Annotated in this window: 12 protein-coding genes and 1 pseudogene; 9 read left to right on the top strand and 4 right to left on the bottom strand. The window is 35.1% G+C overall.

Annotation, left to right across the window (positions count from 1 at the left end; translation table 11 throughout):
* The first annotated feature begins 18 nt into the window (after positions 1–18).
* The 9 genes from ychF (at position 19) to ACHRWY_RS08960 (ending at position 11655) form a co-directional block, all read left to right on the top strand.
* Positions 19–1113 (top strand): redox-regulated ATPase YchF, encoded by a 1095-nt coding sequence (gene ychF / locus ACHRWY_RS08920; RefSeq protein ID WP_055098221.1) that lies wholly within the window; start codon positions 19–21, stop codon positions 1111–1113.
* Between the two features lie 366 nt (positions 1114–1479).
* Positions 1480–2157, top strand: a complete 678-nt coding sequence (locus ACHRWY_RS08925; protein ID WP_395353934.1) for a TIGR02117 family protein — start codon at positions 1480–1482, stop codon at positions 2155–2157.
* An 8-nt stretch (positions 2158–2165) separates the two neighbouring features.
* Complete coding sequence (locus ACHRWY_RS08930; RefSeq protein WP_395353936.1) at positions 2166–2840, top strand: hypothetical protein; 675 nt, start codon at positions 2166–2168, stop codon at positions 2838–2840.
* Positions 2841–3149: 309 nt separating this feature from the next.
* Positions 3150–4100: a YihY/virulence factor BrkB family protein gene (locus ACHRWY_RS08935; RefSeq protein ID WP_395353938.1), complete on the top strand. Its 951-nt coding sequence runs from the start codon at positions 3150–3152 to the stop codon at positions 4098–4100.
* Positions 4097–4621, top strand: coding sequence for an NADPH-dependent FMN reductase (locus tag ACHRWY_RS08940; protein ID WP_395353939.1), 525 nt, complete (start codon positions 4097–4099; stop codon positions 4619–4621). The genes ACHRWY_RS08935 and ACHRWY_RS08940 overlap by 4 nt, the downstream gene beginning before the upstream one ends.
* A gap of 3 nt (positions 4622–4624) precedes the next feature.
* A complete protein-coding gene (locus ACHRWY_RS08945; RefSeq protein ID WP_395353941.1) occupies positions 4625–5602 on the top strand; it encodes a transglutaminase domain-containing protein in 978 nt (325 codons plus the stop codon).
* A gap of 75 nt (positions 5603–5677) precedes the next feature.
* Positions 5678–6853, top strand: a complete 1176-nt coding sequence (pncB, locus tag ACHRWY_RS08950) for a nicotinate phosphoribosyltransferase (RefSeq protein WP_395353942.1) — start codon at positions 5678–5680, stop codon at positions 6851–6853.
* A gap of 162 nt (positions 6854–7015) precedes the next feature.
* Positions 7016–8884, top strand: a complete 1869-nt coding sequence (locus tag ACHRWY_RS08955; protein WP_395353943.1) for a DNA topoisomerase IV subunit B — start codon at positions 7016–7018, stop codon at positions 8882–8884.
* A 50-nt stretch (positions 8885–8934) separates the two neighbouring features.
* Positions 8935–11655, top strand: coding sequence for a DNA gyrase/topoisomerase IV subunit A (locus ACHRWY_RS08960; RefSeq protein ID WP_395353945.1), 2721 nt, complete (start codon positions 8935–8937; stop codon positions 11653–11655).
* A gap of 75 nt (positions 11656–11730) precedes the next feature.
* Here ACHRWY_RS08960 and ACHRWY_RS08965 read toward each other — a convergent pair.
* From ACHRWY_RS08965 to ACHRWY_RS08980, 4 genes and pseudogenes are all read right to left on the bottom strand, one after another.
* Positions 11731–12387 (bottom strand): annotated as a pseudogene (locus ACHRWY_RS08965) (AAA family ATPase); the annotation flags it as partial.
* A gap of 124 nt (positions 12388–12511) precedes the next feature.
* Positions 12512–13138, bottom strand: a complete 627-nt coding sequence (locus ACHRWY_RS08970; protein WP_395353946.1) for a PolC-type DNA polymerase III — start codon at positions 13136–13138, stop codon at positions 12512–12514.
* A gap of 3 nt (positions 13139–13141) precedes the next feature.
* On the bottom strand, positions 13142–15061 hold the full coding sequence (locus tag ACHRWY_RS08975) for a DUF294 nucleotidyltransferase-like domain-containing protein (protein ID WP_395353948.1): 1920 nt from the start codon (positions 15059–15061) through the stop codon (positions 13142–13144).
* Positions 15062–15220: 159 nt separating this feature from the next.
* A complete protein-coding gene (locus tag ACHRWY_RS08980; RefSeq protein WP_395353950.1) occupies positions 15221–15994 on the bottom strand; it encodes a TerC family protein in 774 nt (257 codons plus the stop codon).
* Positions 15995–16012 lie beyond the last annotated feature (18 nt).

Genomic DNA, 16012 nt, shown 5'->3' on the forward strand with positions numbered 1-16012 from the left:
AATAAACAGAAACAACAGATGAAAGCAGGAATTGTAGGATTACCAAATGTTGGAAAATCAACATTATTTAATTGTTTATCTAATGCAAAAGCGCAAAGTGCCAACTTTCCGTTTTGTACAATCGAACCTAATATTGGTGTTGTAAACGTTCCGGATCCCAGAATCAACAAATTAGAAGAATTGGTAAAACCTGAGCGTGTACAAATGGCAACGGTTGATATTGTTGATATCGCAGGTTTGGTAAAAGGGGCAAGTAAAGGTGAAGGCCTTGGAAACCAGTTTTTAGGAAACATTAGAGAGTGTAATGCTATTATTCACGTTTTACGTTGTTTTGACAATGATAATATCGTTCACGTTGACGGAAATGTAAATCCGATCCGTGACAAAGAGACGATTGACATCGAACTTCAATTGAAAGATTTAGAAACCGTTGAAAAACGTTTGGAAAAAGTAAATCGTGCCGCTAAAACCGGAAATAAGGAAGCACAAACCGAAAAAGCACTTTTAGACCGAATCAGAGAAGCATTATTACAGGCTAAATCAGCCCGTACTATCATACCTCAGGGGAATGACGAAGAAGTTTTAATGGAATCTTTTCAGTTAATTACTGCAAAACCGGTTTTATACGTTTGTAATGTTGACGAAAATTCAGCAGTAAACGGAAACAAATATGTAGATCAGGTTCGTGAATTGGTAAAAGATGAAGATGCTGAAGTGATTATCCTTTCAGTAGGGGCAGAGGCTGATATTACCGAGTTAGAAAGCTACGAAGAGCGTCAGGTTTTTCTTGAAGATATGGGATTAACGGAGCCTGGAGCATCTGTTTTAATTCGTGCTGCTTACAAATTACTAAAACAGCAAACCTATTTTACTGCTGGTGTAAAAGAAGTTCGTGCCTGGACCATCAATATTGGTTCTACAGCGCCACAAGCAGCCGGAGTGATCCACACTGATTTTGAAAAAGGATTTATTCGTGCAGAAGTAATCTCATACGAAGATTATGTTCAGTATGGTTCTGAAGCAAAAGCAAAAGAAGCAGGAAAATTCAAAGTTGAAGGAAAAGAATATATCGTAAAAGATGGTGATGTAATGCATTTCCGTTTCAACGTGTAATTTTTCTTTTTACAGTATAGAATAAAGAGGATAGACTACTGCTGGAGAGATTCAGCAGTTTTTTTATGCGCAACTGTCAGGGTTGAGTGGGGGCGAAGCACGACAAAGTTTGTTCTTCGGGAAAGAAACAATCTCACGAATATAAAATATGAAGTTTGTATAAATGTGGTTGCTTTATTCCTTGCAATGAAAAAAAAGAGAATAAAATCTGCTCCATCTGCGAGAAACAAAAAAATATAAAAAAATCCCTGTAAATCCGCGCTTTCGCGTAAGCGAATCTGTTTTATCCGTGTAGCATTTTTTTTGGCTCAAAAATTGGTTACAGAAAATTAACCAATAATTAATCTAAAAAACAAACCAATCAAAATGCTAAAAAAAACCTTCAAAATTTTAGGCTGGACGCTCCTCGGAATTGTTACTTTTCTTGTTTTATACCTCATTTCGGTTTATCTCATCTCTAAAATAACCGTCAATTCTGATGTAGCACAAGTAGAGGAGAAAGATGGAATTCCGATCTATATTCTCTCCAACGGAGTTCATACTGATATTGTAGTTCCTATTGTAAATGATATAAAAGACTGGCGGAAAGAAATTCAATTTAGTCAGACAAAATCCAAAGACAGCCTGATGCAATTTGTAGCTTTCGGTTGGGGCGATAAAGGTTTTTATCTGCACACACCGGAATGGTCCGACTTAAAAGCAAGTACGGCTTTAAAAGCTGCTTTCGGAGTAAGTTCATCGGCTATGCATACCACTTTCTTCAAACAATTAAAAGAAGGCGATGATTGCAAACGCATTCTGGTTTCAAAAGAGAACTATCAAAAGTTAGTGTCTTTTATTTCAGAAAGTTTCCTTGACCCAACTCACCCACAATGGATTGAAGGTTATAGCTACGGAAAGAAAGATGCTTTTTACGAAGCCAAAGGAAGTTACAGCTTGTTTTATACCTGCAACACCTGGGCGAATTGCGCCCTGAAAGCTGCCAATCAAAAAGCGAGTTTATGGACGGTTTATGATAAAGGGATTTTTTGTCATTATAAATAAAGCGCGCTATGAAAAAGATATTTTTAATTGTAGTGCTTGGAATCCTTTCTTTTTCCTGTAAAAAAATAAGAATGCGTCCATGTCCGGACTGCTTTATTTTTTATTTTGAAAATCCACAACCGGAAAATGATGCAGAGATGGATCATTTTCCAAATAAATTTAGAGGTCTTTATAAAGATAAAGATTCTGCTTTTTTAAGAATTGAAGAGGATAGGATGATATATCAATATTTCTGGAAATATAAAATCCATAAAATTGAATTTGATTCTATTAAAGAAAAGTTTGAAATCAAAGGGAATCAGGTACTGGATAAAGCTTCAAATGAAAAGTCTCTTATAAAAGTAAAAGGAGATTCGGTCGAATTTACCAAAATTGCTATAGATACTTTTTTTAGATTATCATATTATCAAAAACTGAAACGTGTTGATGGTCAATTGGTATTAAGTACAAAAGATTCTATTTTCTGGAAAACTCAGTTTTTAAGTTTAAAAAATAATACACTAAAAATAAAAGAGATTTATTTACATGATGATTTAAAAAAGCTAGATTCTGTTACGGCAATTAAAGGTAAAATTCTCGATACAATGTCTTATTTGATTAAACCAACGCGTCGCGAATTCAAAAAGATATTAAAAATAAAACATTTGGGGGAAGATCAGGAATATATAAAAATATCAAATTAGAAAAAATCAAGATTTGAAGTTATCTAAACCCGACAGTACAAATTCGCGGACACGGATATTTTTCTATCGACATTTAATTTCTACAAGATATTTTTTGAGATTGTATTTATGTTGTAAGTCTGTTAGGAATTAAATGTTGGCAGAAAAGATACATAAATCCCATATAGATGTACCATTAGGGACTAAACATATAAAATCAAAAAGTCATTTTAACAACATGGGAAAGATGTAAGATTCCTCTAAAAAACAAGAATTTTAATTTTTTAATAATTTCTTAAATTTGAAAGTCTATCTAAAAACAGAAGTATCGTGAAAATTAAAAATATATTCTCCAAGTCATGGTTTCTGCTCAAGAATACCTTTTTAGAATTTAACGATGACAATGCTATTAAGCTTAGTGCAGCGTTATCTTATTATACCATATTTGCATTACCTCCTTTATTAATTATTATCATTACGATTTGCGGGTTTTTCTTTGGCGAAGATGCCGTAACAGGACAATTATACGGACAAATAAATGGCCTGGTTGGTAACGGTGCGGCCAGTCAGATTCAGGAAGCGATAAAAAATGTGCAATTATCGGGAGATAATGTTTTTGCGACAGTATTTGGTATTGCGATGTTATTAATTGGAGCATCGGGAGTTTTTGCAGAAATACAAAGTTCTATTAATTTTATATGGGGCCTGCGTGCAAAACCGGATAAGGGAATTAAAAAATTCATTCAAAATCGCCTGATGTCATTCTCCATGATAGCTTCAGTTGGTTTTCTAATGCTGGTCAGCCTTTTTATAAGTACAACATTAGATTTAGTTAGTGCACGTTTAAAAGTATATTTCCCGGAAAGCACAGTTTACCTGTTTTACGTAGTTAATATCGTTATTGTACTGGCCAGTATCACACTTCTTTTTGCTATTATTTTCAGAACATTACCCGATGGTAAAATTAGATGGAAAGATGCTTTTATAGGATCAACAGTAACGGCAATTTTATTTATGATTGGTAAGTTTGCCATTGGTTTTTATTTAGGCAGTTCTACAGTGGCTTCGGTTTACGGTGCGGCGGGTTCTGTAATAATTATTTTGGTTTGGGTGTATTATTCGGCAATTATTCTGTATTTTGGAGCAGAATTTACCAAAGTATATGCAAAATCTTACGGAGGTAAAATTTATCCTAACGAATACTCAGTAGAGATTCAAAAGGAAATCTATGAAATCAATAACCCAGCTGAAAAAAAAATAACAAATAAACAACATATATGAAAATTATAGCCTTTGGAGGAAGTAACAGCCACCATTCTATCAATAAAAAACTCGCAACGTACGCAGCAGGTTTATTCGAAAATGCCGAAGTTGAAGTTTTGGATTTAAATGATTTTGCAATGCCTTTGTTTAGTGTCGACCTCGAAAAAGAAGTAGGACAGCACGAGATTGCAAAAGCATTTTTGGCGAAACTTACTGCTGCAGATATTTTAGTAGTTTCTCTCGCAGAAAATAATAACAACTATTCTACAGCATTTAAAAATATATTCGATTGGTGTTCCCGAATTACCAAAGAAGTTTTTCAGCAAAAGCCAATGTTGCTGCTCGCAACTTCGCCGGGAACAAGAGGTGGTGCTTCGGTTTTAGAAATAGGACGTAATGCCTTACCAAGATATGGTGCTGAAATTAAAGCTACATTCTCATTACCTGCTTTTAATGCTAATTTTGATTTAGAGCAAAATAAAATCTCCAATGCAGAGTTAGATAAGGAATTAAAAGGCATAATAAAGTCTAGTTTTTAATCGATGACAAAAAAGATTACCGTTATATTTCTTTTGCTTAATTTTATTTTTCTACACTCATCGTACTCTCAAAAGTATAGTAATGTAGATGGAATAGTTGCAAAATATCCAAAACATTTTAGTTCTACAGAAGATTTAGCCGAAAGAATTCAAAAAGATTTTACTTCAGAACATGATAAAGCACGGGCTATTTACACCTGGATTGCTCTTAATATTAAATATGATTATGCTTCTTTTTTAAAACCGCAAAGAACACAGGGTTTTAGCTATTCTACGGAAGCAGAGAAACAGAGAAAGATTAAAGAACTGAATGATAAATTGATTCAGAAAACTTTTGATGCTGAAAAGGCAGTTTGCGAAGGTTTCACGGCTTTGTACCAGCATTTGGCTGAATTGTCTGGGTTAAAATCAGAAATCATCAGAGGGGATTCAAAAACAAGATTGGCAGATATCGGTCGAAAAAATATGTCTTCAAATCATGCCTGGAATATTGTTTTAATTGATAAAAAATGGCGATTGATTGATGTTACCTGGGGTCAGGGCTATTACGACAGCAGTAAAGGCAGAATGGTGAATGATTTTGATCCCGTTTATTTTGATACAGATCCTGGTTATTTTTTTGCCAAACATTTTCCTGATTCCGGTTCTTATTTAGGCAATAAATTAAACAAAGAAGATTTTCTAAACGGACCTTTAATTTACAATAAAACAATTGCAGGGGATTATAGAATTAAGTCGCCTGATTCCGGAATAATAGAAGCTAAATACGGAGATAAAATAACTTTTGAAATCAAAAATGTTTCAAAGTCAGATCTTGTTTTCTATTTAAATAGAAAAAATCAACCCGTTAAAATCCAGAATTCAAAAGAAAAACGCGGAGGACTGGAGTTTCAAATTGCTTACGATAAAAATATAGGCGACTATATTACGATTTATCTCGATACGTTTAGTATTGTTTCTTTTAAAGTAATTCGAAAATAGATAAGACCACATAACATTTTCGTCTTTTATCGAATTGACGTATCTTTATCAATTCAGGATTTGAACCAATACGCTATGGAAACAACTTTTCTGAAATCAATTTTAGACAATGATTTCTATAAATTTACGATGCAGCATGCCGTAATAAAGCTTTTTCCGAAAGCAAAAGTACGTTACGGTTTTATAAATAGAGGGGAACACATTTTTCCTCCCGGTTTTGCTGATTTACTTCGACGGTCAGTAGAGGCTATGGGAGATTTACGACTGACTAAAAACGAAAAGCATTATCTGGCTAAATATTGTCCCTATCTGGATCCCACTTATTTAGATTTTTTGCAAGGATACAATTTTGATCCGTCTGAAGTTGAAATTACTCAGGAAGGATCAGAAATAAAAGTTACAATTGAAGGGTTTTGGTACCGCACTATTTTATGGGAAGTACCTTTAATGGCTTTAATTTCGGAACTATTTTATAAGTCGAATCATTTAATTCGCTTAAACGATGATGCTATAAAAACCTTGACCAAAAGTAAAATTGACAATTATAATACGTTAGGTGTTTCTATTCTCGAATTTGGTACCAGACGCCGCCATTCTTACGATGTACATGTTTTGATCAATGAAACGTTGCAAAGTTTTGGTTCAGAAAGTTTTATCGGTACAAGTAATGTGCATTTTGCAATGGTTAATAATGTACGGCCTTTAGGAACCCATGCACACGAATGGTTTATGTTTCATGCAGCACAGTACGGTTTTAAAATGGCCAATTTAATCAGTCTGGAACATTGGACACAGGTTTATGGCGGTGATCTCGGAATTGCCCTAACCGATACTTATACAACCGATATATTTTTTGCGCAATTTGATAAAAAATATTCCAAACTTTTTGATGGAGTTCGTCACGATAGTGGTGACCCAATTGAGTTTGCACAAAAGGTAATTTCTCATTATGCCCAAATGGGAATTGACCCAAAATCGAAAGTCATTGTTTTTTCAGATTCCCTAAATTATGATAAAGTAAAAGCCATAACAGATTTTTGCAAAGATAAGATCAAAATGTCATTTGGTATAGGAACCAATTTTACTAATGATGTGGGTTTGCCCGCCATGAATATGGTTATAAAACTGACAGAAGTTAAGCTTGATAACACCCATTGGCAAGGTGTTGTAAAACTATCTGACGAAAAAAATAAAAATACAGGAACGCCCGAAATGATTGCTTTGGCAAAAGAAGTACTGGGAATTAAATAGTATTTTTTTGTTCGAAAGCTGTTTTTTTATATTTTTAACGCCCGTATTATTTTAAAATCAATTTAAATAGGATTCAAAGCTGTTATTAATCATAACAAAAAAAAAATACGCTTTCATTTTTTGACTATAAATGGTACATTAGCCAAAAATCCAATTCACTTTATGCTAGAGCAAAATCAATATACCGAAGATAACATTCGATCACTCGACTGGAAAGAACATATCCGTATGCGTCCCGGAATGTATATCGGGAAATTGGGAGACGGATCTTCTCCGGATGACGGTATTTATATTCTTCTAAAAGAGGTTTTAGACAACTGTATCGATGAGTTCGTAATGGGCTCAGGAAAAACTATTGAGGTAACGATAAAAGATAAAACGGTGTCGGTTCGTGATTACGGACGTGGAATTCCGTTAGGAAAAGTAGTTGATGTAGTTTCGAAAATGAATACCGGTGGAAAGTACGATTCTAAAGCTTTCCAGAAATCAGTAGGTTTAAATGGTGTCGGAACAAAAGCAGTAAATGCACTTTCGAGTGCTTTTCGCGTAGAATCTGTTCGTGATGATAAACAAAAAGCAGCAGAATTTTCAGCCGGGAATCTGGTAGTAGAAGAAGACGTAATTGATACTACAAAGCGAAAAGGAACAAAAGTAACTTTTACGCCGGATGAAACGATTTTTAAAAATTATAAATTCCGTTTAGAATATGTGATCAAAATGGTCAAAAACTATTGTTACCTAAACAATGGTTTAACAATTATATTCAACGGCGAAAAATACCTTTCAGAAAATGGTCTTCGTGATTTATTAGAAGAAACAATCAGCGAGGAAGATCTGGAATATCCAATTATTCACCTGAAAGAACATGATATCGAGATCGCTTTAACACACAGTAAAACGCAATACAGCGAAGAATATCACTCTTTTGTCAACGGTCAGAACACAACACAAGGAGGAACCCACTTAGCGGCTTACAGAGAAGCCATTGTAAAAACCATTCGTGAGTTTTACAATAAAAACTTCGAAGCATCTGATGTTCGTAAATCGATAGTGAGTGCGATCAGTATCAAGGTGATGGAACCTGTCTTTGAATCTCAGACCAAAACCAAATTGGGTTCTATGGATATGGGTTCTGATGACGGAACACCGCCCGTATCAGTTCGTACTTTTGTAAACGATTTTATTAAAACGAAATTAGACAATTATTTACATAAAAATCCGCCAACAGCAGAAGCTTTATTGCGTAAAATTTTGCAGGCTGAACGTGAGCGAAAAGAATTATCAGGAATTAGAAAACTGGCGACAGATCGTGCCAAAAAAGCCAATCTCCATAATAAAAAATTAAGAGATTGCCGTGCGCATCTTCCGGATACAAAAAACCCAAGAAACTTAGAAAGTACGCTTTTTATTACCGAGGGAGATTCGGCTTCCGGATCGATTACAAAGTCACGTGACGTAAATACTCAGGCCGTTTTCAGTTTGCGCGGTAAGCCTTTGAACTCCTACGGAATGACGAAGAAGATTGTATATGAGAATGAAGAATTCAACTTATTGCAAGCCGCATTAGATATCGAAGACGGACTCGAAAAATTACGTTACAATAATATCGTAATTGCAACTGATGCCGATGTCGATGGTATGCACATTCGCTTGCTGTTGATTACTTTTTTCCTTCAGTTTTTCCCGGAATTAATTAAGGAAGGACATTTGTATATCCTGCAAACACCACTTTTCAGGGTTCGAAATAAAAAAGAAACTATTTATTGCTATTCAGACGAAGAAAGAAAAGATGCGATCGAAAAACTAAAACCAAAACCGGAAATCACCCGATTTAAAGGTTTGGGAGAGATTTCGCCGGATGAGTTCAAAAACTTTATTGGAGAAACGATTCGATTAGACCCAATTATGATGGATAAGAATACTTCGATTGAGCAATTACTGTCATTTTATATGGGGAAAAATACCCCGGACAGACAGGAATTTATTATCAAAAACTTGAAGGTGGAACTGGATGCTGTTGAAGCAGAATAGAAAGAAAGAATTATAGAAGAATTTTTTAGTATTTATACTGAACAAAATATATGAAAGACGAAGAAGACGATAACATAATTCCAAACGACGACGAGAATAATGCTGAAGACAACCATCTTGATGACAATCAGGACGGAGATGATGCTGAGGAAATTATTAGTGTAAATGCCAAGAGTTTTGAAGGACAGCATTTTTACGAAAACCAGGAAGAAGAAGGAGAGGACGTTATTACCAAAGTAACGGGCATGTACAAAGACTGGTTCCTGGATTATGCTTCATACGTAATTCTGGAACGTGCAGTACCCGCGATTGAAGATGGTTTTAAACCCGTTCAGCGTCGTATTATGCATTCGCTTAAAGAATTGGATGACGGTCGTTATAATAAGGTTGCCAATGTTGTAGGGCACACGATGCAGTATCACCCACACGGAGATGCGAGTATTGGTGATGCCATGGTACAAATTGGTCAGAAAGATTTATTAATTGACTGCCAGGGAAACTGGGGAAATATCTTAACAGGCGACGGAGCTGCGGCTTCCCGTTATATCGAGGCACGTTTGTCTAAATTTGCTTTGGAAGTTTTGTATTCGCCAAAAATTACCGATTGGGGAGTTTCGTACGATGGTCGTCGTGCTGAACCCAACAATCTTCCGGTAAAGTTTCCGTTGCTTTTGGCACAGGGAGCAGAGGGAATTGCCGTGGGTCTTTCGACTAAAGTTTTACCTCACAACTTCAATGAATTAATTGATGCTTCGATCAAGATTTTAAAAGGAAAAGCCTTTACCTTATATCCTGATTTCATGACACAGGGTATTGCCGATGTGTCGAATTATAATGACGGACTTCGTGGCGGACGTGTACGTGTACGTGCTAAAATTGCCCAATTAGACAAGAATACACTGGTGATAACGCAAATTCCGTTTTCGACCAATACCACGACTTTGATTGACAGTATTTTGAAAGCCAATGATAAAGGTAAAATCAAAATCAAGAAAATCGAAGACAACACAGCTGCCGATGTTGAAATTTTAATTCATCTTTTCCCTGGTGTTTCTCCGGACAAAACGATTGATGCTTTGTTTGCTTTTACCGCCTGTGAAACTTCTGTAGCACCTTTAGGCTGTGTTATTGAAGACAATAAGCCATTGTTTATCGGGGTTTCTGAAATGTTGAAAATTTCGACACACAGAACCGTTGATTTGCTTCGCCAGGAATTAGAAATTCAGTTAGAAGAATTAAAAAACAAATGGCATTTCTCTACTTTAGAGAAAATCTTCATTCGTGAAGAAATGTACATTGATTTCAAATTATACTCAGACAGAGAATCGCTGTATAAATATTTATACGATCGATTTGAGCCTTTCAAAAAATCATTCGTAAGAGAAATCAACGATGAGGATTTGCAACGATTGACTCAAATCCCAATGATTCGTATTACCCGTTTTGACTCTGATAAAGCCGATGATTTTATCGCTAAATTAGAAGACGAGATGAAAGAAGTAGAGCATAATTTAGAAAATCTTACTGATTTTGCTATTGCCTATTTTACCAAATTAAAAGAGAAATACGGAAAAGGACGCGAACGTCAGACAGAACTTCGTGTTTTTGATAACGTTGAGGCTACAAAAGTAGTTTTGCGTAACACAAAACTATATGTAAACCGCGAAGAAGGTTTCGTGGGAACCAGCCTTAAAAAGGACGAATATGTTACCGATTGTTCTGATATTGATGATGTAATCGTGTTTTTACGAGACGGAAAAATGCTCGTCACAAAAGTCGATGCTAAAACGTTTGTAGGTAAAGATATCATTCACATTGCTATTTTTGACAAGAGTGATAAGCGAACGATTTACAACATGATTTATCGCGACGGAAAATCAGGTCCGTCGTATATTAAACGTTTCAATGTTTCTGGTGTAACACGTGATAAGCCTTATGATTTAACGAATGAAACGAATGGTTCTCAGGTTGTTTATTTTTCACACAATCCAAATGGGGAAGCAGAAGTAATTACCATATTATTGCGCCAGATAGGAACGATCAAAAAACTGAAATTCGATATTGATTTTGCCAAATTGGCCATTAAAGGCAGGGCTTCAAAAGGGAATCTGGTAACCAAATATCCAATCAAGAAAATCGAGTTAAAAGAGAAAGGAATCTCTACGTTGCTGCCAAGAAAAGTCTGGTTTGATGACACGGTAAAACGTTTGAACGTTGATGCAAGAGGGGAGTTATTGGGTGAATTTAAACCAAGTGATAAAATTCTGATCATCAATCAAAGTGGTAAACTGAAGGTTATTATTCCGGAATTATCGACTCACTTTGAAGAAGATATGATTGTACTGGAAAAATTTAATCCTAAAAAACCAATTTCGGCTATTTATTACGACGGAGAAAAAGAACGTTACTATTTAAAGCGTTTTCTGGTTGAAACCGAAAAAGAAGAAAGCTTTATTACAGAGCATCCTAATTCGCAATTAGAAATTGTATCGACAGATTATCGTCCGGTAGCACAATTGATTTTTGCTAAAGTAAAAGGAGTTCAGAAAGAAGATTTACATATCGATGTCGAAGATTTTATTGCTATAAAGGGTTTTAAAGCTTTAGGAAACCAATTAACGACGGATAAATTAAAACAAGTTAACTTGTTAGAGCCACTTCCTTATGAAGAACCAGTCGAAGAAATTCCTGAAAAACCGGAATTGCCTGAAGATGATTCCGTTGAAACAGAATTAGACGATGATGGCCAGATAGGTTTGGTTTTAGATTAATATAAAAAACGAAAAACGCTAAGATTTATTTCTTAGCGTTTTTTTTGTATAGGATACCTTTTATTATTTTAGTTCTCAGGAAATGTTGACCATTTCTTCCTTAATCCATTTTACTTCATTATTCTCAATTATAACAGTCATGGTATCACAATCTTTAACTTCTCCTGAAATTATTTTCTTGGCTAACGGTCTTCTTAAATGGCTTCTTATAATACTTTTTATAGGTCTTGCTCCGTATTTGGCATTGTATCCATTTTCAGCAAGATAAAGTTTGGCTTCCATCGGGATTTCGACTTTAATATTAATATTCTTCAATAAATCCATAAACTCTTTTTTAAGATGGATCTCAAATATTTTTAAAGCATTTTCTTTGCTGATAGGGGCAAAAGGGATAATCTCCGTTAAACGCCCTAAAAATTCAGGCCTGAAATAATTCCCCATAATCTCCATTAAAGAAGTTGAAGTTGGAATTTTACCGCTATTGAAAGTCTCCACAATATGATCTGCACCAATATTTGAGGTAAACAATATAATAGAATTCGAAAAATCGCCTTCTTTTCCTAGTCGGTCATGTAGTTTTCCTTCGTCCATTATTTGAAGGAACACGTCATAAACAGAAGTATGTGCTTTTTCGATTTCATCAAACAATACAATAGAATAGGGTTTTTGTCTGATCTTATTGACGAGCAGCCCACCCTCTTCATATCCGACATATCCCGGGGGCGCACCGTAGAATGGGATTACTTGTGTCACAGTTTTATGAAAAATTTAAAAAATAGATCATCGAATGTATTTCCGTATCGACTCTTTATAGAAGATTAATGTACGCTAAAAGCCTGATTTTAAATCAGGCTTTCTATTTAAACAAAGCATTCAAATTAATGTTTTTTTTCTCTTTTAATTTTTTTACAATTTTCAAAAAAGCAATTGCAGTGATGTAAGCGTCTCCCAAAGCGGTATGACGGTCTTTTTTTGAAATATCAAATTTGTCCGCAAGATCGTCTAAAGTATAGTGATCTTTTCGTTCAAACAAATGCGATTTTATTAATGTCTTTTTATATAAAATAGCGGTATCTAAACGCTTGTTGGTCAATTCAGGTAATCCGTTTCGTTCTAAGGCTTTATTGATCATGGTAACATCAAAAATAGTGTGATGGGCAATAATAACCGAATCTCCTAAAAAAGCCAAAAATTGTTGTAAGGCTTCTGATTCACCGGGGCGTGGAATAACAAAAGCTTTTAAGATGCCGTGAATCTGGGCAGTCGATTTGTCATAATGATCCTGTTCAATATAAACTTCAAAACTGTTCTGAATCGCTATAATGCCATTTTGGAGTACCAGTGCTCCAATACATAGTATGCGGTCATTATCGTAATCAAAACCTGTAGTTTCGGTATCTAAAACGACAAAACGAGTTTCCTCAATGGTACTATTTTCGTCAAAGAGATTTTCTTCTTTTTTCCACAAATTAAATAAACTCATACCTTATACCAGATTTGAAATATTAAAACGTATCGAAATTAATTCCTGAAGCTCTTTAATCGTTTTAAAAGTTCTTTTGAGTTTGATCTTTTCCATTTTTGATAACGATTCTAATGCAATAAATTGTCCGGAATCGTGATGCAGGAGCCCTTGTTTGGTTCTGAATTTTAGTAAGGCTTTAAACGAATACGAACAGGACAAATACAATTCCCTGTTGTTGGGTTCTAACCCGGCCAGCTTTTCAAATCGTTCTGCCGTATTGCTAATCGATTTAACCGAATGTGATAAAATCAAAACCCGGGCTGCATCAGTTAAAGGCATCAGCGCTCTTCTTTTAATATCAAAATGATCTTTATTGGCTCCGTCCTGTTCTACCAAAAATTGTCTAAAAAAACCAGTTGGTGAGGGACTTTGCAAAGCACCACTTACCAAATGAACATAAAAGACAGGATTTGCTTTTACATTTTCAAAAATAGATTCCGAAAGTTCATCCACAATTTTAGCATCTCCATAAGTCAGCGTATAATCGAAGAATATAAAAGAGAGTAAAACTTCATTTTTTCCGGGATTCGTGATCCAGTGGTGCACCTGGTTTTTCCATTCATCAAGGCTCATACACCACTTTGGGTTCGAAGCCATCATTTCAGCAGGACAATATTCATAGCCAATTTCAAAAAGGCCCTTATTGACAAGGGCAGCAAATTTTAAGAAATAAACCTTAGTTTCCTCTTTAAAAACATCAGAAACATTTTCGTAAACAATGGCATTATCCTGATCCGTATGTAGCATCTGTTCACCGCGTCCCTGACTTCCTAGTGCGAGCCATGCAAATTTTGCCGGAGGCGGACTGCTCATTTTTTCTAACGAAATTTCGATAACGCGCGTTGTGCAGGCTTCATTTAATTCTGTAATAATTTTAGAAATCAAGGTCATGGGAATGTTTTGATCCAGATAACCCTGAAGCAATTCCATAATACTGTTTCGGATAGGTTTTATTTCCTTTGTTTTTTTGGCTCTTTTTAAAGCTTTTATTAATACAGCAGGATTGTTGCCTAAGGCTACCATTACATCATGTTTGGATAAGATTCCGACAGCTTTGGTATTTGTAGTTCCGTCTTTGGTAAGGCATAAATGACTGATATTACTTTTCATCATGGCCATTTGTGCCTCTGTAACAGTCATTTTTTTAGGATAGGTAATTACCGGTTTCGTCATGATCGTTTCCGCTGTTGTGAGGATCGAATAGTCTCCCGTAACAATTTTATTGCGAAGGTCTTTGTCTGTTAAGATACCAATAGGCAGCATTTCATCGACAATTAATATCGCACCGACTTTTTTCTGATTCATGATTTTTGCAATATCACGAACTGTAGTTGACGGACTGCAGGTCACAATTTTTTTGGAATATTTAATTGGGGCGAGATCAAAGGAGTGCTTACTGGAATGAAGATTTTCATTTAACAAATCATCGCCATACAATTTATCTTTATGAATGTCTGAATACGGATTTCGGGTATTTGAGGCGTAACTTTCGATCAAAAAATTACCAACAGTTCTGTTTTCCAGTGCATAAGGTTTAAAAACGGCAATTGGAATTGCATATAGAATAGTTTCTTCATACGCAACGGCTTCCATAATATAATTTTCCTGCGCCAATAACGGACGCAATCCAAAAATATCTCCTTCGTCACACATGTCTAAGACTGTGTTTTTCGGGCTTTTTTTAAGGGCTACAGCACCTTTGTGAACAACATAAAAAGAATCATGCGTTTTATCGTTTTCAGCAAATATAACAGTGTCTTTCTCTTTATAAACAATAGAGATCTGTTCCGATAGCTTTTCTAAATCCTTTTGGTGCAGGAAGCTAAAAGGCGGGAAATTCTTTAAAAAGTCGGCAACTCTTTGTGAAATGGTATTTTTCATGCGTTAGATTTAGGTTCTAAAGTACCATTTAAAATAGAAATGTAAAAGAAACACCTTTAAACTTTTTTTAATAGGCCGGAAAGTCACAAAGACATAAAGTTTTGTTTATTCTTTGCGTTCTGACAGTCATAAAAAAAGCTCCAAAATGAACCTTTTAATTTATGATTGTTTCTTTCGAATTCTCATATTGATAAATTCTACAGCGAGCGAAAATGAAATAGCAAAATACAGGTATCCTTTTGGAACTGCGCCAATATGTTCGCCTGCAAGCGCAGCATTGGATAAATGCATACTTTCGGTAATCAGCATAAATCCAATAAGGATTAAAAACGAAAGTCCTAATATTTGGATCGAAGGATTTTTATTGACAAAATTTCCAACCGGAACCGCAAACAGCATCATCACCAAAACCGAGATAATAACTGCTGTAATCATAATAGTTAATGCACCGGGAACACCATTAGTCATACCAACCGCCGTTAAAATGGAATCGACGGAAAAGATTAAATCGATCAGTAAAATTTGCACAATTACATTCGAAAAGGATTTTTTTGCTGCCGTTTCAATTGTCTTTTCTTCCTCTCCTTTATGGTCTACCTTTTCACTGATTTCTTTGGTGCTTTTATAAATTAAAAACAAACCTCCCAAAAATAAAATTAGGGCCTGCCCGGTAAAATTACCTTCAAACCACCCCCAGTTTATACTGAATATTGTGGCTTTCATAGCAATTAGATATGAAATTCCCATCAATAAAGCGATACGCATAAACATAGCCAGAAACAAACCAATTCTAGTTGCTTTTTTACGATCTTCTTCGGGTAATTTGCCTGTTACAATCGAAATAAAAATGATATTATCAATTCCTAAAACAATTTCAAGAAAAGTCAATGTCAATAAGGCTATCCAGGCATCAGGATTTAAAAATACTTCCATTCTCAAAAAGGTTTAGTG

This window comes from Flavobacterium sp. FlaQc-48, assembly GCF_044007335.1.
Taxonomy (GTDB): domain Bacteria; phylum Bacteroidota; class Bacteroidia; order Flavobacteriales; family Flavobacteriaceae; genus Flavobacterium.

What these genes read in the sequence shown, in the direction of transcription:
- ACHRWY_RS08940 (WP_395353939.1), top strand. Translation starts at nt 4,097, where the DNA reads ATGAAAATTATAGCCTTTGGAGGAAGTAACAGCCACCATTCTATCAAT.
- ACHRWY_RS08975 (WP_395353948.1), bottom strand. Translation starts at nt 15,061, where the DNA reads ATGAAAAATACCATTTCACAAAGAGTTGCCGACTTTTTAAAGAATTTC.
- ACHRWY_RS08925 (WP_395353934.1), top strand. Translation starts at nt 1,480, where the DNA reads ATGCTAAAAAAAACCTTCAAAATTTTAGGCTGGACGCTCCTCGGAATT.
- ACHRWY_RS08945 (WP_395353941.1), top strand. Translation starts at nt 4,625, where the DNA reads ATGACAAAAAAGATTACCGTTATATTTCTTTTGCTTAATTTTATTTTT.
- ACHRWY_RS08960 (WP_395353945.1), top strand. Translation starts at nt 8,935, where the DNA reads ATGAAAGACGAAGAAGACGATAACATAATTCCAAACGACGACGAGAAT.
- ACHRWY_RS08970 (WP_395353946.1), bottom strand. Translation starts at nt 13,138, where the DNA reads ATGAGTTTATTTAATTTGTGGAAAAAAGAAGAAAATCTCTTTGACGAA.
- ACHRWY_RS08930 (WP_395353936.1), top strand. Translation starts at nt 2,166, where the DNA reads ATGAAAAAGATATTTTTAATTGTAGTGCTTGGAATCCTTTCTTTTTCC.
- pncB (WP_395353942.1), top strand. Translation starts at nt 5,678, where the DNA reads ATGGAAACAACTTTTCTGAAATCAATTTTAGACAATGATTTCTATAAA.
- ACHRWY_RS08980 (WP_395353950.1), bottom strand. Translation starts at nt 15,994, where the DNA reads ATGGAAGTATTTTTAAATCCTGATGCCTGGATAGCCTTATTGACATTG.
- ACHRWY_RS08955 (WP_395353943.1), top strand. Translation starts at nt 7,016, where the DNA reads ATGCTAGAGCAAAATCAATATACCGAAGATAACATTCGATCACTCGAC.
- ychF (WP_055098221.1), top strand. Translation starts at nt 19, where the DNA reads ATGAAAGCAGGAATTGTAGGATTACCAAATGTTGGAAAATCAACATTA.